The sequence below is a fragment of the Rathayibacter sp. VKM Ac-2803 genome, from assembly GCF_009807175.1.
Classification (GTDB): Bacteria; Actinomycetota; Actinomycetes; order Actinomycetales; family Microbacteriaceae; genus Rathayibacter.
Genome location: NZ_WUCD01000001.1, coordinates 2931204 through 2951070, shown reverse-complemented (window position 1 = coordinate 2951070; position 19867 = coordinate 2931204). Strand labels below are relative to the sequence as shown.

The window sequence follows — 19867 nt, the reverse complement described above, 5'->3', positions numbered from 1 at the left end:
GGTCTCCCTCGGTGCCGGGGCGTCAGGCGGTGAGGATGGTGCTGTCGCCGCGGTCGGTCACGACGACGCGCAGGCCGGTCGGGAGGCGCTCGCGCATGGCGTCGACGTGGCTGATCAGGCCGATGGTCCGGCCGCCCGAGCGCAGGGAGTCCAGCGTTCCGAGGGCCGTCTCGAGGGTCTCGGCGTCGAGCGATCCGAAGCCCTCGTCGATGAACATGGTCTCGAGCGAGATGCCGCCCGACTGCATCGTCACGACGTCGGCGAGGCCCAGCGCCAGGGCGAGCGAGGCGAGGAACGTCTCGCCGCCCGAGAGCGACGCCGGCTGCCGGCGGGCGCCGGTGAACGCGTCGAGCACGTCGATCCCGAGGCCGGAGGCGGCGCCGCGGTAGGCGAGGGAGTCGTCGTGCGCGAGGGCGTACCGGCCGCTGGTCATCGCGTTCAGCCGCAGGTTCGCGGCGGCCACGATCTCCTCGAGGCGGCCCGCGAGGGCGAACGCCTCGAGGTCCATCCGCCGCGAGTTCTGGCCGTGGCCGTCGATCGTGTCGGCGAGGGCGCGCAGCTCGTCGTAGCGGCGGAGGCGGTCGTCGAGCGCCGCGAGACGCGTCGCGGCCCGCGCCGCCAGGTCGGTGAGGCGGCTGGCGCGATCCTCGAGGAGCGACAGGGTCTGCCGGGCGTCGTCGCGGCGGGCGGAGGCGGTGCTCGCCGCCTCCTCGGCCGCGGCGACGTCGACGGGGACGGCGGGCAGCGCCTGCAGCTCGGACTCGGCGAGCACCGAGTCGACGGCCGACCTGCGCCGCTCGTGCTCGGCGACGACGGCCTCGGCACGGGCTCGCTCGCCGCTCGCGAGGGCGGCCGCCTCGGCGGTCCCGGCCGTCGGGAATCCCCGCTCCTCGAGGACCTCGGCGAGGTGCGCCTCGGCCGCCGCGGCCGCGTCGGACCGGGAGGAGGCGAGTTCGTCCGCCTCGACGAGGCTCTCGGCGACCCGTCGCTCCTCGCGGAGCCCGGCCACCCTCTCGGCGATGCTGGCGAAGCTGCCCCGCTGGGCGTCGATCCGCTCGCGGAGGATCCGCAGCGACTCCTCGGCGGCGGTCGCCCCGCTCGCGCTGCGGTCGCGCTCGTCGCGGGCCGCGTCGACGAGGCCGGTCAGCTCGTCGGCGCGGGCTCGCACGGCGGCGCGGTCGCGCCTCAGGACCTCGCAGCGTGCGGCGGCCGTGCGCGCGGCGTCGAGCCTGCGGCGGGCGTCGGACCGGGCGGCGTCGAGCTCGTCGGCGCTCTCGCGGCCCGCCCGCTCGTCGAGCGCGGACCACGCGAGGGTCGCCGCGGTCTCGTCGGCCCGAGCGGCGTCCATCGCGGAGGCGGCCCGCTCGACCTCGAGGCGCGCCCGATCGAGATCGTCTGCGCTGACCGGAGCGAGGTCGCCGTGGCTCGCCGGTGCCGGGTGCTCGGTCGATCCGCAGACGGGGCAGGGCTCGTCGTCGTGCAGGGCGGCCGCGAGCTCGCCGGCGAAGCCCGCGAAGCGCTGCGCGACGAGGCGGGCGTGCTCGGCGGCGCGCTCGCCGTGCCGGCCGACGGCGCGGGCGTGTGCGGCGCGCAGCGCGTCGAGAGCACTCGCGGCGGCCGCCCGCTCGACGAGCAGCGCGACCCGGCGATCGAGTGCGTCGAGCTCGTCGACGCGGCTCTCGACGGCGGCGGCGTCGGCCGCGAGGGCCGCCTCCTCGGCCTCGAGCGCCGCGGCGCGCGCCGGCAGCTCGCGCGCCTCGCGCTCGACGACGTCGAGGGCGCCGCTCGCCGAGGCGAGGACGTGCTGCGCCTTCTCGACGGCCCGGGTCGCCTCGGGGAGGCGGCGCTCGTCGGCCAGGGCCTCGGCCAGGGCGCCGAGCTGCGCGGTGAGCCTCTCGATCGCCTCCGCCGCCTCGGCGCGGCCGGGCTCCCGACCGAGCACCTCGCGGAACCTCTCGGCCGCCTCCCCGCGGGCGACGGACGCGGTCTCGGCGGCCGCGCGCGCCGTCCGGGCGCTCCGCAGCACCGGCAGCACGCCGTCGGCCCGGCGCGCGCGCTCGAGTCGTCCGCGGTGCTCGACGGCGGCCGGCTCGGCGACGGCGAGCTCCTCGGCCTCGCGCAGGGCTCGCGATCGCCGCTCCTGGGAGCGGCGGAGGGTGCGCGCGGAGTCGAGCGTCGCGCGCGCCTCGAGATCGGCCGCGTCCGACTCGGCCACCTCGGTGCGCGCGACGGCGACCAGCGGCTCGAGCCGCCCGACGAGCCCCGAGAACCAGGCGCTGTCGACGACTCCCGACTCGTCCGCTCCGGCGATCCGGCGGGCCTCGTCGGCGAGGGCGTCCACCGCCGCCCGCTCCTCCTCGAGCGCGGCTCCGCTCTGCTGCCGCTGCTCGATCAGCCGCCTGCGCAGCAGCTCGTAGCGCTCGGTCGCGAACAGCGTGCGCAGCAGCCGCTGCCGATCGTCGTTCTTCGCGAGCAGGAACTCGTGGAAGCGGTTCTGCGCGAGCAGGATCACCTGCAGGAACTGGTCCTTCGTCAGGCCGACGATGCGGCCGATGTCGGCTCCGGTCTCGCGCGCGCTCGAGGACAGCCCCGTCCACTCGCCGTCGATGCTCTCGAGCAGCGCGACCTTCGCCGACTGCCGCGTCGTGCCGCCTCCGCGCTTGGCGGGGCGCTCGTACTCGGGGGAGCGGCGGATGCGGTACAGCCGGCCGGCGGCCTCGAAGTCGAGCTCGGCGAACGTCTCGTCCTCGGGGGCGCTGTGATCGCTCCGGAGTCGCGTCGCCGTGCCGTCGAAGCGGGGGACCGACCCGTAGAGCGCGAAGCTGATCGCGTCGAGGATCGTCGACTTGCCCGCTCCGGTGCGGCCCGCGATCAGATAGATCCCGACGTCCTCGAGCGCGTCGAAGTCGATGCACTGCTCGGAGCGGAAGGGGCCGAGGCCCGCGAAGGCGAGTCGGCGGATCCTCACCGCATCGCCTCGGCGTCGACCGCGGCGAGGGCGTCGAGCACCAGGGCGCGCTCGAGCTCCGTCGCCCCGTGCCCGCCGCGCACGTGGGCGAGGAAGTCGTCGACGATCTCGACGTCGCTGCGCCCCCGCACCCGCTCGGCGTACTCGCGCCGCTCGGCGGCCGCGTGCGGCGGACGGTGCTCCAGCGTCGCGCAGCCGGGGAACCGCGACTGCAGCCGCGTCATCGCGTCGAGCGGGCGCACCTCGTCGGTGAGCACGGCCGACACCCAGTCGCCCTCGTACTCGCCGAGCGACGGGTCGCTCAGCAGCGTCGCGAGCGGCCCCTCGATCACGCTCAGGCGCCGCGGCACGGGCAGCGGCGACCAGGTGACCTCGCGCAGACCGGAGGAGTCCAGCTCGACCAGCCATCCGCCGCGGGGCTTCGACGCCTCGCCGAACGAGTAGTGCAGCGGGGCCCCGGAGTAGCGGACGTTCGGCAGCAGCGTCGCCCGCCCGTGGATGTGCCCGAGCGCGGCGTAGTCGGCCGCTGCGAAGTGGTCGACCGAGACGTAGTCGATGCCGCCCGCGGTGATGTCGCGCTCGACCGTCGCCGTCGGCGCCCCGACCGCGAAGCAGTGCGAGAGCACCACCCACGGCCTGCCTGCGGACTCGGCGTGCTCGCGCACCCGGCGCATCGCGAACGACAGGACCTCCTCGTGGCGGCGCAGCGACTCCTCCGGGTGCCGGTGCCGGTAGAGGGCGGGCTCGAGGTAGGGAATGCCGTAGACGCCCGCCTCGACCCCGTCGGCGCCCCGCAGCACGACGGGCTCGGTGTAGCGCTCGGGGTCGGTGAGCACGTGCACGCCGGAGGTGCGCAGCAGCCCCGCCTGGAAGCCCAGTCGCGCGGGCGAGTCGTGGTTGCCGCTGGTCAGCACGACCTCGGCACCCGCCCCGCGGATCGCCTCGAGCGTGCGGGTGAGCAGGGTGTAGTGCTCGGCCGCGGGCACCGCCGAGTCGAAGACGTCACCGGCGACGAGGACGGCGTCGACCGCCTCCGCCCGAACCGTCTCGACGAGCGCGTCGAGGACCGTGCCGAGCGCCGCGACGCTGGAGTGGCCGAAGAACGTGCGCCCGATGTGCCAGTCGGAGGTGTGCAGGAGCTTCACATCCGTCCTTTCGCGAGGGTTGCCGTCGTGCCGGTCCAGGCTACTGAGCACCTCCGACACCGGCCGCGCGCTCGGACACCTCTCGTTCACCGGCGGGTGCACAATAGGTCGTCGGCCACGACGAGAGGAGCACGGGATGAGACTGCCCCGCGTCCCCTCCACGATCCTGGGACTCGGCTCGCGCACGCGCGCGGTGGCGGAGGACACCAGTCCGATCGAGCGGATCCGCCCGCCCGAGGAGCCCGTGCGGACGAGCACCGTCGACAACGCGATCTACCAGGACGGCCGCCGGATCGTCTCGCCGCACAGCATCCCGGAGGCGCTCGCCGCCCTCCAGAAGCTCCCCGACGCGATGGCGTGGATCGGCCTCTACCGGCCGACGGAGGCGGAGCTCTCCTCGCTCGAGGACGAGTTCTCGATGCACCCTCTGGCCATCGAGGACGCGATCAGCGCCCACCAGCGCCCCAAGCTCGAGCGCTACGGCGACGACATGTTCGTCGTGCTCCGCGCGGCCAGCTACTCCGACCAGCGCGAGGAGGTCGACTTCGGCGAGCTGCACCTGTTCGTCGGGCCGAACTTCGTGGTGACGGTGCGCCACTCCGAGAAGCCCGACCTCTCGCTCGTGCGCCGGCGGATGGAGGCCGACCCCGCGCTGCTGCGCGTCGGCCCCGTCGCCGTGCTCTACGCGATCCTCGACGCCGTGGTCGATCAGTACTCGCCCGTCGTCGCCGGCCTCGAGAACGACATCGACGAGATCGAGGCGCAGGTCTTCGAGGGAGACCCCGCCGTGTCGCGGCGCATCTACGAGCTCAGCCAGGAGGTCCTCGACTTCCAGCGGGCGGTCTCGCCGCTCGTCGGCATGCTCGGCCGCCTGGTCACCGACTTCGAGGTCTTCCAGTCCGACGTCGAGCTGCGCCGCTACATCCGCGACGTCGCCGACCACGTCGCGGTAGTGAACGAGCGGGTCGACGGCTTCCGCACGACGCTGCGCGAGATCCTCGCCGTGAACGCGACTCTCGTCGCGCAGCGCCAGAACGAGGACATGAAGAAGCTGGCGGAGGCGGGCAACCAGCAGAACGACGAGGTCAAGCGCATCTCGGCGTGGGCCGCCATCTTCTTCGCGCCCACCATGATCTCGAGCGTGTACGGCATGAACTTCGACGCCATGCCCGAGCTGCACCTCGCCTGGGGCTACCCCGCGGCGCTCGGTGCGATGCTCGCCTCGAGCGTCGTCCTGCACCGGCTGTTCAAGAAGTGGGGCTGGCTCTAGGGTCACGATCCCACTGCGGAGCGCAAGCCTCTCGTGTCGATTACTCCCGTTCGAGGGTCACTCCTACGCTCGGACTGACGTCGCTCACTGCCGGTCCACCCCGTCCCCCTGACCCCGGGCGAGGTGATGCACGCACCTCCGCCGCAGCTCGAGTACCGCCGGAGGACCGCCCCGAGGGGTCGCAGCGGTCCGTGATCGGAAGAGCACGTGTGCACGCGCCCATCGAATGGACCCATCTCGGCCCGGGCTCGGTCGACGACCTCCCGGCGAGCGTCGTCTTCGCGGGCGGCGGGCCCCACTACCTGCTGGGCCGGGGCCGCCGGATCACCCGGGACGTCGCCCTGGTCAGGGTGCGCCAGTCGCCGGTGACGGTGAGCGACTCCGCTCGGCAGGAGGTCGTCACCGTGCTCTTCCTGCTCGACGGCGAGCTGACCTTCACCGGGAGCCGCCACGGGCTGAGGGCCGGCCAGGCCGCGTTCGTCCGCGGGCCGCTGGCCGAGCACCACGCGAGCATGCCGGTCGACTCGCTGCAGGTCACCGTCTCGATCGACAGTCTGCGACCGCTCGGAGTCGCGGTCGACTCCCTCGACGAGGGCGTCCCGCTCGCGTCGCACCTGATCACGCCGCTCCGGGCGTTCTTCACCGCGCTGCTGAACACGCCCGAGCCGGACGGCACCGAGGACGCGACGGCCGACTCCGTGCTGCAGGTGCTCGCGGTCCTGCTGCTGCAGAACGGGCGGGGTCCGCAGCGTCCTCAGGAGGCGTCGCGCGTCGAGCGCGCCCGGCGCGTCCTCGAGACGACCGCCTCCGATCCGGGAACGACCCCGGCCTCGGTCGCCGCGGAGCTCGGTGTCTCGGTGCGGACCCTCCAGCGCGACTTCCGGCTCGTCGGCTCGTCGCTGGCGGGCGAGCTCCGGGTGGAGCGCCTGCGTCTCGCGCACGAGCTGCTGCGGGAGGGTCGACGCGGCAGCGTGTCGATCAGGGAGGCCGCGAACCGGTCGGGGTTCACTTCGACGCGTCACCTGCGCGGGGCGATGAAGGCGCAGCTCGGGGCGACCCCGAGGACGGTCCGCTCCGGCGGCGACTGAGCCGGCGTCGTGCGGTGGTGGGGAGCGCGGCGTGCGGTCTGCAGGCGATCCCGCGGATCCGGTCGATCCTGCCGCCTGATCGGCGGCGTTCTCGCCCCACCGCCTGCAGATCGCACCGCCGCGCTCGAGCGGTCAGTCCGTCTCGGAGAACTGCACCGTGACGACCGAGGTCGCGCTGCCGGCCGACGTGGTCGCCGTGATGGTCAGCGTCGCCGTCGCGGGGCGCTCGTGCGTCGAGAGGTTCTGCGTGTTCACCGCGAAGAGGTAGCGACCGGCGGGCCCGTGGGTCAGCGTCGCGGCGGGGCTCGGCGAGCTCTCGGGTCCGCCGTTCGAGGGCGCCGGGTAGGCGTAGACACCCAGCAGGTCGCCATCGGAGTTCGAGCCGGAGGCGAGCACGGTCACGGTCGCGTCCTCGACGGCCGTGCCGGCCGCGTCGGTGACGAACACGGGGAAGTCGTACGAGCGGCGCGCCGGGTCGTGCTCGTCGCTGCCGTAATGGTGGTCGCCCTTCCAGTCCGCGATGCAGGCACCGTCGGCCGGGTCGATGCAGGGCGCGGTGCCGGGGGAGGCGGACGCGAGCGGGGCGGAGGCGGCGACGGCGATCACGGGGAGCGACCAGGCCGCGCCGGTCGCCAGGGTGCGACGCGAGAGCGAGCGGGACGGCTCGGGGGAGGAGGAGGTGGTGTTCACGGGCTGCCTTTCGGAGTCGGTCGGTTCGGGTCCGACCAGAGTCCCGAACACCCCGCCCGCGTCACCCATCGGAGGGGTCCCGTGACGCGAACGCGTCACGTCGCCGTCGCGAGACCGTCGCCTTCGCGCGGGAGGACTCGCTCAGCGGCCAGATCCCGCTGCTCGCCTCGGAGTCGGTAGGGTCGCCGCATGGGGGACACGCAGACCGGACGACGTCGGATCACCGCACTCCGCGGGGGAGGTGCCGTCCTCGCGTCCGTCGCGCTGCTCACCGGCTGTGCCGCGGCCGAGGCGGAGGCACCGGTTCCCACCGTCACCGTGACGGCGACCGCCGAGCCCCTCGACCGCACCGCCGGCGAGCAGGATCTGAGCGCGTCCTACGCCTGCGGCCGCTACACCTCGCTGTTCAGCCTCGAGTGGACGATGCGGTGGTTCCGCGACAGCGGCGAGGTGTCGGAGGAGTCGTACCGATCGTTCCTCGAGCGCCAGGCCTTCCAGCTCTCCACCGTCCGATCCGACGACCCGGCGATCACCGCGTCGGTGACCGCGATCCGCGACCACCTGCGGCAGGCCGAGACCGCCGCCGGGCGCTGGACCTACGACCCCGTCGCCGACGACTGGAGCGCACTGGTCACCGAGCTGTCCGGCGACTGCGCCGACGCCGGGTCCGAGATCGCCTCCTGGGCCGAGCCGGAGATGGGCGGCTGACCCGCCGCGGTCCGAGCGCGCTCAGCGGCGGGCGACCCGGTACTCCGTCTCGACCATCCCGTTGCCGAAGTGCGCGACGTCGAGCAGCTCGAGCGCGAGCGGTGTCTCCGGAGGCGACCACGGCACGCCGCGTCCGATCGCCGTGGGCAGCACCACCAGTCGCACCCGGTCGACGGCATCCGCCGCGAAGAGGTGCCGCGTCAGCGCCAGGCTGCCCCAGACGAGGGTCTCGCCCGGAGACGCGACGACCGCGTCGATCTCCTCGAGGCCGATGATCCTGGCGGGTGCGAACGACCCCCACGGCGCCTGCGTCAGCGTCGCCGAGACCACGTGCTTCGGCGTGCTGTTGATCGCCTCCGCGATCACCTCGGCGTCGGAGGCGGGAGTCGGCCAGTACTGCACGAACATCTCGTAGGTGGCGCGACCGAGCAGGATCGCGTCGACGCCGGACATCCGCGCCGCGTTGCGCTCCTCGAAGTCGGCCATCTCGGTGCCGACGCCCTCGAAGACGTCGAACACTCCGTCGGCGTTCGCGGCGAAGCCGTCGGCCGAGACGAACTGCTGCACGACGAGCTCACCCATGAGCCCCATCGTCTCTCCGCGGAGTCGACCCCCGCAAGGGAGTCAGTCCTCGTCGTCTCCCGGTTCGGCGATCTCGGCGCCGTCGGCTCCGGAGGCGTCGCCCTCCACGTGCAGATCGGCGTCGCCCGGGAGGGAGAAGTCGCTCAGCGGATCGAGGGGCTCGGGGGTCGTGTCGCGTTCGCTCATCTCTGAACCCTACGAGTGCGCAGCGAGACGCTGGACCGCGGCGACGGGGATGGACAACCAGCCCGGGCGGTTGCGAGCCTCGTAGATCGCCTCGTAGACGGCCTTGTCGAGCTCGAACGCGTCGAGCACGGCGCGATGTGCAGTGACGGCGTCTCCCGCCCGCTCCGTGTAGCCCTCGAGGAACGCGGCGCGCGTCGCGGCCGCCCAGGCCGACCGGGACGTGCCGGGGGAGTCCTGCTCCGAGGCGCCCGCGGCGTAGTCGAACGACCGCAGCATGCCCGCCACGTCGCGCAGGGCGATGTCGGGCATCCGCCGCTCGTTCATCGGTCGCAGCGGCTCGCCCTCGAAGTCGAGCAGCACCCAGCCGCGGCCGGGCACCGACAGCACCTGGCCCAGGTGGTAGTCGCCGTGGATCCGCTGCAGTCTCGGCCACGGCGCGTCGGCGGCCGCGCGGAAGACGGCGTCGATCGCCTCCGCGTCCTCGGCGATGACGGGCACCTCGGCCGAGGCGATCCGGAGGCGGCGGCGCATGCTGCCGATCATCCGCTCGATCACCTCGGGCGAGGCGTCCTCGGTCTCCATGACGTCGGCCAGCACGGCGTGCACCTCGGCAGTCGCGAGGCCCAGCTCGCGGGCGGGGCCGGTGAAGTCGGAGTCGGTGCCCACGGCCTCGAGAGCGACGCGCCAGGCGTCCTCGACGCCGGGGAGGAACTCCTGGGCGAAGGCGAGATGGCCGAACGCGCGGCCCGACTCCTCTCCGCTGTCGTCCCACTCGCCGGTGACGTTGCCGATCACCGGGGGGACGAGCGTGCTGCCGGCCGCGTTCAGGGCCGACTGCACGGTGACGTCCGGGTTGTCGCCGTGGTGCAGCGCCCGGAAGACCTTCACGATCACGGGAGTGGCGGCCGAGCCGTCCTCCGCGGTGGTCTGCACGATGATCGAGGTGTTCGACTGCTCGCCGCTCAGGATCCGCGAGGACGCGAACGCGCCGATCACGGCGCCCGGCTGGCGGTGGCCGTCGGCACGCGCGTGTCCGAGCGCGCCGTCGGCGTCGGAGGAGCGGTCGTCGGCGATCATCTCGAGCAGCGCCTCGGCGAAGAACGGGTCGCGCGGCCCGTCGTAGACGTACCGGCCGTCGTCGCTCGAGATCAGCGCGTCCTCGAGGCCCTCGACGGGCTCCGGATGCACGGTCACCGGCACCTGGTACAGCACGGGGCTGGTCCCGGCGCGGTCGATGACGAGCGTCACGACGACGTCCCCGCCCGCGCGCCGGAGCACCCACTCCCCGCGGACCTCGAGAACGGGGCTGCGCCCCTTGCTCGCGTACCACCGCTGCTCCGCCACCCAGGCCGTGGCCCGGTCGATCGATAGGCCTGCGCTCATTGGTCGGCTCTCCCCTTCGTCGGCACCCCGACCCTAACGGGCTCGCGTGTCGGGCAGCTGGGGCTTGCGGCGCGCCCCGGTGATCCGGAGCGCGCCACTCCCGCGGTGCGCCCTCAGGACAGCCCGAGCACGTCGAGCGTCCACGCGTACTCGAAGGCGACCTCGCGCCAGCGCTCGTAGCGTCCGCTCACCCCGCCGTGCCCGGCGGTCATCTCGATCTTGAGGAGCGCCGGCGCCCCGACCTCGCGGAGCCTCGCGACCCACTTCGCCGGCTCGACGTAGAGCACCCGGGTGTCGTTGAGACTCGTGGTGGCGAGGATCCGCGGGTACCGCACGCCCTCGCGCACGTTCTCGTAGGGCGAGTACGACTTCATGTAGGCGTACACCTCGGGGTCGTGCAGCGGGTCGCCCCACTCGTCCCACTCGATGACGGTCAGCGGCAGCGATGGGTCGAGGATCGAGGTGAGCGCGTCGACGAACGGCACCTGCGCGAGGATCCCGGCGAACGACTCCGGGGCGATGTTCGCCACCGCGCCCATCAGCAGACCGCCCGCCGAGCCTCCCTGGGCGACGAGCCGCTCCGGAGTCGTGAACCCGGCCTCGATCAGGTGGTGCGCCGCGTCGACGAAGTCGGTGAAGGTGGTGCGCTTGGTGAGCGTCCTGCCGTTCTCGTACCAGGAGCGGCCCATCTCGCCGCCCCCGCGCACGTGCGCGATCGCGAAGACGACTCCGCGGTCGAGCAGCGAGAGCCGGGGGATCGAGAAGCCGGGGTCGATGCTGGCCTCGTACGAGCCGTAGCCGTAGAGCACGAGGGGTGCCGGCGCGCTGTCGGGGTCGGCCGCGTCCCGCCGCCAGACGAGCGACAGCGGGATGCGGGTGCCGTCCGCCGCCGTCGCCCACTCGCGCCGCTGCACGTAGCGCTCGGGGTCGTAGTCGCCGAGCACCGGCTGCTGCTTGAGGACGGTCCGCTCGCCGGTCGCCACATCGAGCGCCAGCACCGTCGCGGGCGTCACGAACGAGGTGTAGGCCAGGCGGAGCGCGGGCTGCTCCCACTCGGGGTTGCCCGCGAGCCCGGCGTCGTAGAGCGGCTCGTCGAAGACGATCTCCTCGAGCGACGCCTCGCCTGAGCCGTCGCGCAGGAGGCCGAGGCGGGTCGCGCCCTCGGAGCGGTAGGAGACGACGACGTGGCTCGCGAAGGCGTCGACACCCTCGATGCGGCGACCGGCGGAGTGCGGGACGACGACGCGGCGCTCCTCGGCGCGCTGCTCGGGACTCAGGCCGAGATCGGCCGGCTCCTCGACGATCTCGAAATCGAGGGCGCCGTCGTTGTGCACGATCAGGAGCCGATCGCGCCCGTCGACCACCGCGTGCTCGACCTCGTACTCCACGCCCTCGCGGCGGGGCCAGACGGAGTGGAACTCGCCCGTCGGGTCGTCGGCGTCGAGCAGCAGGCACTCGCTCGTGATCTTGCTGCCGATCTCGATCACCAGGTAGCGGCGGCTGCGGGTGAGGCCGATGCCGATCCAGTAGCGCTCGTCCGGCTCCGAGAAGACCGTCACGTCGGCGGAGGAGTCGGTGCCCACCTCGTGGCGCCAGACCGTGTCGGGACGCCACGACTCGTCGACCGTGGGGTAGAAGACGAAGCGCGCGTCGGCGCCGAAGGTCGCGCCGCCGCCCGTGCCCTCGACCACGTCGGGCAGGTCGACGCCGGTCGAGAGGTCGCGGATGCGGAGGGTGTAGCGCTCGTCGCCCTCGACGTCGGTGCCGAAGAGCAGGTAGCGGCCGTCGCTCGACACGTCGAAGCTGCCGAGCGAGAAGAAGTCGTGGCCCTCCGCCTCCGCGTTGCCGTCGAGCACGATCTGCTCGCCCTCGAGCGAGCCGCCCTCGGCGATCGACGGAGGCGTCCAGTCGTCGGAACCCGAGATCGGGGCGCGGCAGTGCACCGCGTACTGGCGGCCCTCGTACGAGCGCGAGAAGTACCACCAGGCGCCCTCGCGCACCGGCACCGACAGGTCGGTCTCCTTCGTGCGCGAGCGGATCTCGTCGAAGATCGTCTGCCGCAACGGCGCCAGCGGCTCGAGCACGGAGTCGGTGTAGGCGTTCTCGGCTTCGAGGTGGGCGAGGACCTCCGGGTCCTCCTTCTGCCGCAGCCACTCGTACTGATCGATCACGAGATCGCCGTGATGACGGCGTTCGAGGGGGATGCGACGGGCGACGGGAGGGACGGGCGCAGTCATCACTCCAGCCTAGGCGGCGCGCGCGGGAGGAGTCCTCGACGGTGCCGCCTCGTGCGCACAATGGAGCATGGCCAGCGATCCAGCGAAGAAGACGAGCCCCTCCCGCAGCGTGCAGACCGAGGTCGAGCGCAAGTACGACGTGGACGCCGAGGCCGAGCTGCCCGAGCTCGTCGGCGCGGGAGCGGTCGCGAGCATCGTCCGCGAGGAGCCGGTGACCCTCCGCGCCGAGTACTTCGACACCGCCGACCGCGCCCTCTCTCGGGGCCGCATCACCCTCCGTCGCCGTGTCGGGGGAGCGGACGAGGGCTGGCACGTGAAGCTCCCCGGCTCCGCGGGACGCACCGAGATCCACGCGCCGCTGACATCGACGAGCACCGTGCCGGCCGCCGTGCGCGAGCCCGTCCTCGCCCACGTCGCGCGGGCCCGCCTCGAGCCGCTGGCGGTGCTCGAGACGGTGCGCGGGATCACCCGCGCGGCCGACGGCGAGGGGCGCCTCCTCGCCGAGATCGCCGACGATCTCGTGATCGCGCTCGACGTGCGGTCGGGGCAGGAGCGGCGCTGGCGCGAGTGGGAGGTCGAGCTGGTCGACGTGCACGGTGCCGAGGGCGAGGCAGCGCTCGACGCGATCGAGGCCCGTCTGCTCGAGGCCGGGGCCCGACCCGCCGCGAGCGCCTCGAAGCTCGCGCGCGCGACCGGCGGTCCTATCGACGAGTCCTCCGCCACCCCGGGCGACGGCGGAGAGGCGGCGCTCGCCGCGATCCGCGCCCTGCTGCGCGACCTGCGGTCGATCGACCCGCACGTGCGCCTCGAGACCGACGACGCGCTGCACCGGATGCGCGTGCTCACGCGACGCCTGCGCACCGTGCTCGCAGGGTCGAGGTCGGTCCTCGAGCGCGCCTCGACCGACCCCCTCCGCGACGAGCTCCGCTGGCTGGCCGCCGTCCTCGGGGCGGCGCGCGACGAGGAGGTGCTCGCGGATCGCCTGCGCACCGCTATCGATGCGGCTGCGGACGAGTCGCCGGGCCTCTCCTCCGCCTACGACACCCTCTTCGATGCGGGCGAGCGGAGGCACGCGACGGCCCTCTCCCGCGTCTCGCGGACCCTGCGCGGCGGCCGCTACCTCGCTCTGCTGGCCTCGATCGACGCGCTGCTCGCCGATCCGCCGCTCACGGAGCGGGCCGGATCGAGTGCGAAGAAGCTCCTCGATCGCTCGGTCGAGAAGGAGCTGGCGCGCCTCGAGCGGGCCAGTAGCGCACCCGCGGAGGAGGCGGAGACCGCCCGGCACGAGATCCGCAAGGCCGCCAAGCGCCTCCGCTACCTCGTGCAGGCCTGGACCTCGGTCGTGCCGTCGGTGGTGAAGAAGCGGCATCGCGCGCTCGAGTCGGCCGCCGAGCGCGTCGCCGACGCCCTCGGAGAGGAGCGCGACGCGGCCGCGCTGCGCGAGACGGTGCGCGCCTGGGCGGTCTCGGCCGAGAAGCGGGGAGAGCCCGCATTCCTGCTCGGAGTGGTCTTCGCCGACCAGGCGCAGCGCGCGCGCGAGGCGGGTGCGGCGGGCGATGCCGCCCTGGCGCGTCTGCACTCCCTGTCAAGGTGAACTGCCGGTAACACAGGGGAAACCCCGGCGGCGGATAATGGGACTCATGCCTTCCGTCCGTGCTCTGCCCTCACCCCTCCTGCGTCCGCGCCACTTCGACCGCGACGACGTCGTGGTCCATGCCGGCCTGTTCTCACTGGTGAACTCGAGTACGACCCCCCGCGCGGCGTGGACGGAGGACCTCGTCGCCCTCGGCGAGGTCCTGGACGAGGCCGAGTTCCCCTACCGGCTGATCCGCGGCAACGACGGATCGCCCTTCCTCGCGATCGACCGATCGCTCGGCGCCGAGCTGGCGACGCTGCTCGCGCGCGCCTTCGCGACCGAGCCGTTCTACGTGAAGACCCTCGACAAGCGCGGCACTCCCGCCCAGCTCCTCGCCGAGGGGATGATCGCCCCGTATCCGCGCGCCGCCGTCTTCTCGCTCTTCCGCCCGCGCGTCTCGCCGAACGGCTCACTCCGCTACGGCGCGCGCAGCGGCGTGCGCCTGGAGTTCTGGAAGGTGGGCGAGGAGGAGATCATCACGCCCGCTGAGAACGCCCTGATGCGCAACAGCCTGCCCGTGACCGAGGCGATCGACGCGCACGTCGAGCTCTACGGACGCACCTGGCCGACCTTCGAGGGCATGTTCGAGCCCCTCGTCAGCGACATCCGCTTCGACGTCGACATGGTCTTCTCGTGGGTCGACGGCACCGACCTCGAGTTCCAGCGCGCCCGCGCGGCGCGGATGGCCAGCTACGTCGTCGGCGAGGGCGACGACGCTCCCGCGCGCTTCCGCCAGATCGACGAGCTCAAGTACGCGCTGCGCAGCGTCTACATGTACGCCCCGTGGGTCCGCCGGATCTTCATCGTCACCGACTCGCCCCGTCCGCAATGGCTCGAGGACCACCCCGACGTCACCCTGGTGCGCAGCGAGGACCACTTCCGCGACCTGTCGGTGCTGCCGACCCACAATTCGCACGCGGTCGAGAGCCAGCTGCACCGCATCCCGGGTCTCGCCGAGCACTTCCTCTACTCGAACGACGACATGTTCTTCGGCCGTCCCGTGAATCCGTCGATCTTCTTCTCGCCCGGAGGCATCACCAAGTTCATCGAGGCGACCACGCGCATCGGCATGGGCGACTCGAACGCGGCGCGCAGCGGGTTCGAGAACGCCGCCCGCGTCAACCGCCGCCTCCTGCGCGAGCGGTTCGGCGCCATGACGACCCGTCACCTCGAGCACGCGGCGACTCCGCTGCGCAAGACGGTGATGGCCGAGCTCGAGGCCGAGTTCGAGCCGGAGTTCACCGCGACCGCCGCGAGCCGCTTCCGCTCGTCGAGCGACGTCTCGGTCACCAACTCGCTCTACCACTACTACGCGCTGATGACGGGGCGCGCCGTCGTCCAGGAGAACGCCTCGGTCAAGTACGTCGACACGACGATGCACCAGGGGCTCAAGGACATGAAGAAGCTGCTGAAGAACCGCAGCGTCGACTTCTTCTGCTTGAACGACGGCAGCTTCCCCGAGATCTCGGCGGAGGCGCGCACGAAGGCCGTCATCGGGTTCCTCGAGGAGTACTACCCGATCCCGGCTCCGTGGGAGCGCGAGGACTGACCGTGGGCTGGGCCGTCGGCGGGGGAGTGCTCGGGCTGCTGCTCGGGGTGGCGAGCGCGCTCGTCTTCCCCGGCATCGGAGTCGGCTCGGGCATCGGCGTCGGCCTCGCGCTGGGAGCCGCCCTCGCCTTCGCGGGCCATCTGTTCGCGAAGGACCGCGCGCGCAGGCCTCCCGAGCGCTGACGCGTCGGGCGCCGTCGACCGAGGGAACCCCGAACCGTCGGGACGCCCCGCTGCCGGCGGCGGTCTCGACGGTCCGGGGTTCCCTCGAGGAGCAGGACCTAGGCGCTGACGCCGATCGGCTCGGCGACCGGCGGGTAGAGCGCCTCGTCGCGGGTGACCGGAGCCGCTGTGGCCGGCGCGATCTCGACGCCGTGGTCGGCGAGGATCCGCTGGGTCTCGTTCGCCGAGACGTACGACACCTCGGTGGAGGCGCCGATCGGCACGACCGAGTGCAGCACCGTGCCGTCGTAGACGTGGATGAGGTTGAAGGCCTGCGCGCCGTTGCGGGCGCGGGTGCCGCCCACCGGGACGTTCAGATCCTGCGTGTAGCAGGTGGCCGACGCGACCGACACGGGGATCCCCGCGAAGGTGGCGGTGGAGGAGTAGTGCAGGTGGCCGGCGATGATGCTGCGGACGTCGGACCCCTCGAGGACCTCGGCCAGTGCGGGCTGGTCGCGCAGCTCGACGAGCACCGACAGGTCGAGCACGCTCGGGACCGGCGGGTGGTGCAGCGCCAGGATCGTCCCGTGCGGCGCCGGGCTCGAGAGCTCCTCGGCGAGCCAGTCGAGCTGGGCGTCCGAGATCTCGCCGTAGTGCGCACCGGGGACCGTCGAATCGAGCGCGATGATCCGCAGCCCGTTGACGTTGTGCACGCGGTCGATCGGCTGCGTGGTCGGCAGCTGGTCGAGCAGCCCCGAGCGGAAAGCACCGCGGTCGTCGTGGTTGCCCATCACCCAGATGACCTCGGCACCGAGGCGCGCGGCGGCCGGCTCGACGACGGCGCGGAGCTTGGCGTACGCCTCCGGCTCGCCCTTGTCGGCCAGATCGCCGGTGATGACGATCGCCTCGGGGCGGCCGCCCGACTCCTCGAGCTCGTCGAACAGGCGGCGGAGCTGCGCCTCACTGTCGACGTCGGAGCCGTAGAGGCCCCCGGCTCCGGCGATGAAGTGCGTGTCGCTGAGGTGAAGGATGAAGTGGTTGGGCCGGGGGTACTCGGCCTGACGGACGGTCATGATCCTCGAGTTTCACGATCTGCGGGAGCTGAATCGGATGTTTCAGCATCGACACTAGCGGAGCTTCTCCGCGGGATCCAGAGGTGCACCCGCGAACGCCAGTCCATCATCCCCGGGTGAACGCGGGGCCAACACGGATCGGCGCGTCATCGAACGCTTTTCCCAGAATCGGACTCGTTCTCGCGCCCGGGTGCACCGACGCGCGTCGAGCCGGAGTCGGGTCGGCTCAGAGGGGGGGCCGGCTCAGAGGCGGGTGAGCAGCGTCGCGTAGAAGACGATCGCGCGCTCGAACTGGTCGATCTCGATCGACTCGTCTGCGCCGTGGATGCCGAGCTGCTGCTGCGGGCTGATCTCGAAGGGGATGAACCGGTAGACGCCGTCGCTGATCGCGTGGAAGTGGCGGGCGTCGCTGCCGCCGGTCTGCACGTACGGGGCGACGATGGCCTCCGGGAACACCTCGCGCACGACGCCGTGCAGCACGTCGTACGGGCCGCCGTCGCCCGGCGTGCCCGTCGACGACACGGGGGAGGGCTCGTGGGCGACCCGCACCTCGATCTCGACCTCGGGGTCGTCGATGACCGCGCGGATGCGCTCGACGACTCCGGCGACGGTGCCTCCGGGGTTGATCCGGACATTGGCGACGGCGCTGGCGGTCGAGGCGAGCACGTTCGCGCCGGTGCTCCCGCGGAGCTGGGTGACGGCGACGGTCGTGCGGAGCATCGCGGCCGAGCGGTTGGAGTGCGAGGCGAGGGCGCCGATGACGGCGTCGGGGTGCTCGTGCGGGTGCGCGTACCAGACCGCGTGCGCGGCATCGGCGGAGGGGGCCGCGGCCTTGACCAGCTCCGCGATCGGCTCCGGGAGCGTCGAGGGGAACGGGTTCTCGGTGAGGCGGTGGATCGCCCGGGCGAGGCGCTGCGTCGCGAGCATCCCCGGCAGGGGCGGGGGAGCGGAGGCGTGCCCGCCGGCGTCGTGGCAGGTCAGCTCGAGGTTCATGATCCCGCGCTCGGTGACGCCGATGACCGCGATCGGAGTGGTGACGCCGGGGAGGATGCCCCGCCGCACGTTCCCGCCCTCGTCGAGCACGAGGCGCGGCCGGATCCCGCGGGCCGCGAGCAGGGTCACGACCGCGGGCGCGCCGTCTCCGGCGGTCTCCTCGTTGTGGGTGGAGACGAGGTAGACGTCGTGCCTCGGCTGCTCGCCGCGGACGACCGCGGCCTCCACGGCCTCGAGCAGCGTCACGAGGGAGCCCTTGTCGTCGACGGCACCGCGGCCGATGATCGACGTGCGCCCGTCGGGGCGCAGCACTGTGTCGGCGGCGAAGGGCGCGCTCGACCAGTCCTCGGGAGTCACGCTCACGACGTCGTAGTGGGCCATCAGGACCGAGGGGTCGCCGTCCTCGGCGCCCCGCCACCGCCAGAGGACGGAGTGACCGGCCACGATCTCGCGCTCGAGTGCCGCGTGCAGGGCCGGGTACAGCTGCTCGAGCAGATCGACGAAGACGTCGAAGCGGCTCCAGTCGGTCAGGGACTCATCGGAGTGCGACACCGTGTCGACCCGCAGCAGGGCCTGGAAGCGCTCGAGCGCGGTCGTCGTCACCCGGCTAGCCTACGACGGCGGCGCATCGGCCCCCCGCCGCGGCGAGCGGAGGTGCGCGTGCACGAGCTGCCGGAGGTGTGCGTCGTCTACGTCCTGCGCGAGGCGGCGAGCGGAGTCGAGGTGCTGCTCGGCCGCAAGCGCCGCGGTCTCGGCGAAGGACGGATCGTCGCACCGGGCGGGAAGCTCGAGCCCGGCGAGACACCGGCGCACGCCGCGGTCCGCGAGCTCGAGGAGGAGGTGGGTCTCGTGGCGGACCCGCGCGACCTCGACCCCCGCGGACGCCTCGACTACCGCTTCCCGCACCGCCCGGCGTGGAGCCAGCGCTCGCACGTGTTCGTCTGCCGGCGCTGGAGCGGGGAGGTCGTCGACTCGAACGAGCTCGCCGCCGAGTTCGTGCCCGTCGCCGACGTGCCGTACGCGCAGATGTGGGACGACGCGCGGTTCTGGCTGCCCGGCGTCCTGAACGACGGCGACTCGGCCCACTGGAGCTTCGAGTTCGGCGCGGACCTGGCGAGCGTCACCGGCTCCGACGCCCCCGGCTGGGCGGGCTGAGCCCGGCTCATCGAGCCTCTCCTCTCTACTGCGCGCTCTCCTGGCCGCTACAGCTCGAGCACGTCGCCGGCCGCGAGCGCGTGGTACTCGCCGCCGCCCTCTCGGACGGCCCAGCCCAGGCGGTCGTGCCCGAGCTTCTGGCCCGCTTCGGAGAGCACCGCCTCGTGCGTCGCGAACGCGTGCCGCGGCGCGAGCTCGAGCACGTAGTCGATCGACTCGGCGATCTTCATCCAGGGAGCGCCGGAGGGGGCGGCCAGGATCTCGACGTCGACATCGGCGGGCACGGTGAACGAGTCGCCCGCGTAGTAGAGGCGGCCGTTCACGAGCACGCCGACGTTGTCGATCACGGGGATCGAGCGGTGGATCACCGCGTGCCGCGAACCGAAGAAGCGCAACTCGAACGGTCCGACCTCGATCGTGTCGCCCTCGGCCACCGTCTCGATGTCGAGACCTTCGGCGGCGGCGGCGACTCCGGCGGGTCCGAGGACGCGGAGGGAGGGGTTCGCGGCGCGCAGGCGCTCCAGCTGCTCCGGGGTCCAGTGATCGGCGTGCTCGTGCGTGATCACCACCGCGACGGTGTCGGCGGTCCCCTCGACGGGACGGGTGAAGGAGCCGGGGTCGATCACGAGGCGGGCACCCGCCTCCTCGACGACGAGAGTGGCGTGCTCGAGCTTGGTCAGTCGCATGCCCCGAGCTAACCGCGGGCGGCGCGCGGGTGCAAGGCGGAGCGCCTCCGTCGATTTGCACCGGTGCGGACCGGTGTGCAACACTCTTCGAGTTGCAAAAACGCGGCCCCATCGTTTAGCGGCCTAGGACGTCGCCCTCTCACGGCGGTAACGCGGGTTCAAATCCCGCTGGGGTCACCACGGCAACATCGAGAAGGCCCCCGGTTCGCCGGGGGCCTTCTCGCGTTAACACCCGGCGCCCCTGACACACCTCCCGAGCACGGTCCACCCCGTCGTGCCCACCCGCAGACCGGGCGCAGGATCGACGCTAGGCTCGCATCCGCGAAGGGGAGCATCCCGACCTTCCCACCCCGTCAG

17 protein-coding genes and 1 tRNA gene are annotated in these 19867 nt (G+C 72.8%); 8 read left to right on the top strand and 10 right to left on the bottom strand.

All coding sequences use genetic code 11. From position 1 onward, the window contains the following. Positions 1-22: 22 nt before the first annotated feature. Together GRS96_RS13835 and GRS96_RS13830 are read right to left on the bottom strand one after the other, a co-directional pair. Complete coding sequence (locus GRS96_RS13835) at positions 23-2968, bottom strand: AAA family ATPase (protein WP_159988750.1); 2946 nt, start codon at positions 2966-2968, stop codon at positions 23-25. Beyond that, positions 2965-4113, bottom strand: a complete 1149-nt coding sequence (locus GRS96_RS13830; RefSeq protein WP_159988749.1) for an exonuclease SbcCD subunit D — start codon at positions 4111-4113, stop codon at positions 2965-2967. Before GRS96_RS13830 ends, GRS96_RS13835 begins: the two co-directional genes overlap by 4 nt. A 136-nt stretch (positions 4114-4249) precedes the next feature. Here GRS96_RS13830 and GRS96_RS13825 point away from each other — a divergent pair, with 136 nt between their 5' ends. Next, on the top strand, positions 4250-5383 hold the full coding sequence (locus GRS96_RS13825; RefSeq protein WP_159858720.1) for a magnesium and cobalt transport protein CorA: 1134 nt from the start codon (positions 4250-4252) through the stop codon (positions 5381-5383). 209 nt (positions 5384-5592) lie between these two features. Beyond that, positions 5593-6471, top strand: coding sequence for a helix-turn-helix domain-containing protein (locus GRS96_RS13820; protein WP_159858717.1), 879 nt, complete (start codon positions 5593-5595; stop codon positions 6469-6471). Between the two features lie 132 nt (positions 6472-6603). On the opposite strand, the gene GRS96_RS13815 is transcribed toward GRS96_RS13820, so the two are convergent. Then, positions 6604-7161, bottom strand: coding sequence for a transcriptional initiation protein Tat (locus GRS96_RS13815; protein ID WP_159988748.1), 558 nt, complete (start codon positions 7159-7161; stop codon positions 6604-6606). A 189-nt stretch (positions 7162-7350) separates the two neighbouring features. On the opposite strand from GRS96_RS13815, the gene GRS96_RS13810 reads away from it, so the two are divergent. Then, positions 7351-7869, top strand: a complete 519-nt coding sequence (locus GRS96_RS13810) for a hypothetical protein (protein WP_159988747.1) — start codon at positions 7351-7353, stop codon at positions 7867-7869. Positions 7870-7890: 21 nt separating this feature from the next. Here GRS96_RS13810 and GRS96_RS13805 read toward each other — a convergent pair whose 3' ends face one another. From GRS96_RS13805 to GRS96_RS13790, 4 genes are all read right to left on the bottom strand, one after another. Next, positions 7891-8451, bottom strand: coding sequence for a dihydrofolate reductase family protein (locus tag GRS96_RS13805; RefSeq protein ID WP_159858711.1), 561 nt, complete (start codon positions 8449-8451; stop codon positions 7891-7893). 42 nt (positions 8452-8493) lie between these two features. After that, the gene (locus tag GRS96_RS13800) at positions 8494-8637 is read right to left on the bottom strand and encodes a hypothetical protein (protein ID WP_159858708.1); all 144 of its coding nucleotides are present in this window, start codon (positions 8635-8637) and stop codon (positions 8494-8496) included. Between the two features lie 9 nt (positions 8638-8646). Continuing rightward, a complete protein-coding gene (locus GRS96_RS13795; RefSeq protein WP_159988746.1) occupies positions 8647-10020 on the bottom strand; it encodes a maltokinase N-terminal cap-like domain-containing protein in 1374 nt (457 codons plus the stop codon). A gap of 113 nt (positions 10021-10133) precedes the next feature. After that, a complete protein-coding gene (locus GRS96_RS13790; RefSeq protein ID WP_159988745.1) occupies positions 10134-12257 on the bottom strand; it encodes a S9 family peptidase in 2124 nt (707 codons plus the stop codon). A gap of 67 nt (positions 12258-12324) precedes the next feature. On the opposite strand from GRS96_RS13790, the gene GRS96_RS13785 reads away from it, so the two are divergent. Genes GRS96_RS13785 through GRS96_RS13775 form a run of 3 tightly spaced genes read left to right on the top strand, consistent with a single transcriptional unit; the run spans position 12325 to position 15624 of the window. Beyond that, the gene (locus GRS96_RS13785) at positions 12325-13851 is read left to right on the top strand and encodes a CYTH and CHAD domain-containing protein (protein ID WP_159988744.1); all 1527 of its coding nucleotides are present in this window, start codon (positions 12325-12327) and stop codon (positions 13849-13851) included. A 46-nt stretch (positions 13852-13897) separates the two neighbouring features. Beyond that, entirely contained in the window at positions 13898-15442 is a 1545-nt protein-coding gene (locus GRS96_RS13780; RefSeq protein WP_236553626.1) for a stealth conserved region 3 domain-containing protein, read from the top strand. A gap of 2 nt (positions 15443-15444) precedes the next feature. Then, positions 15445-15624 carry a hypothetical protein gene (locus GRS96_RS13775; protein WP_159988742.1) on the top strand — a complete coding sequence of 60 codons (180 nt, stop codon included), beginning with the start codon at positions 15445-15447 and terminating at the stop codon, positions 15622-15624. 98 nt (positions 15625-15722) lie between these two features. Here the strand turns inward: GRS96_RS13775 and GRS96_RS13770 are convergent, their stop codons facing one another. Next, positions 15723-16676, bottom strand: a complete 954-nt coding sequence (locus tag GRS96_RS13770; protein WP_159988741.1) for a phosphodiesterase — start codon at positions 16674-16676, stop codon at positions 15723-15725. Positions 16677-16919: 243 nt separating this feature from the next. Then, the gene (locus tag GRS96_RS13765) at positions 16920-18272 is read right to left on the bottom strand and encodes a M20/M25/M40 family metallo-hydrolase (RefSeq protein ID WP_159988740.1); all 1353 of its coding nucleotides are present in this window, start codon (positions 18270-18272) and stop codon (positions 16920-16922) included. A 57-nt stretch (positions 18273-18329) separates the two neighbouring features. Between GRS96_RS13765 and GRS96_RS13760 the strand changes: the two genes are divergently transcribed. Continuing rightward, positions 18330-18824: an 8-oxo-dGTP diphosphatase gene (locus tag GRS96_RS13760; protein ID WP_159988739.1), complete on the top strand. Its 495-nt coding sequence runs from the start codon at positions 18330-18332 to the stop codon at positions 18822-18824. A gap of 47 nt (positions 18825-18871) precedes the next feature. On the opposite strand, the gene GRS96_RS13755 is transcribed toward GRS96_RS13760, so the two are convergent. Then, positions 18872-19510 carry an MBL fold metallo-hydrolase gene (locus GRS96_RS13755; protein WP_159988738.1) on the bottom strand — a complete coding sequence of 213 codons (639 nt, stop codon included), beginning with the start codon at positions 19508-19510 and terminating at the stop codon, positions 18872-18874. Positions 19511-19614: 104 nt separating this feature from the next. On the opposite strand from GRS96_RS13755, the gene GRS96_RS13750 reads away from it, so the two are divergent. Then, positions 19615-19690: transfer RNA gene (locus GRS96_RS13750), tRNA-Glu, on the top strand. The last annotated feature ends 177 nt before the right edge of the window (positions 19691-19867 follow it).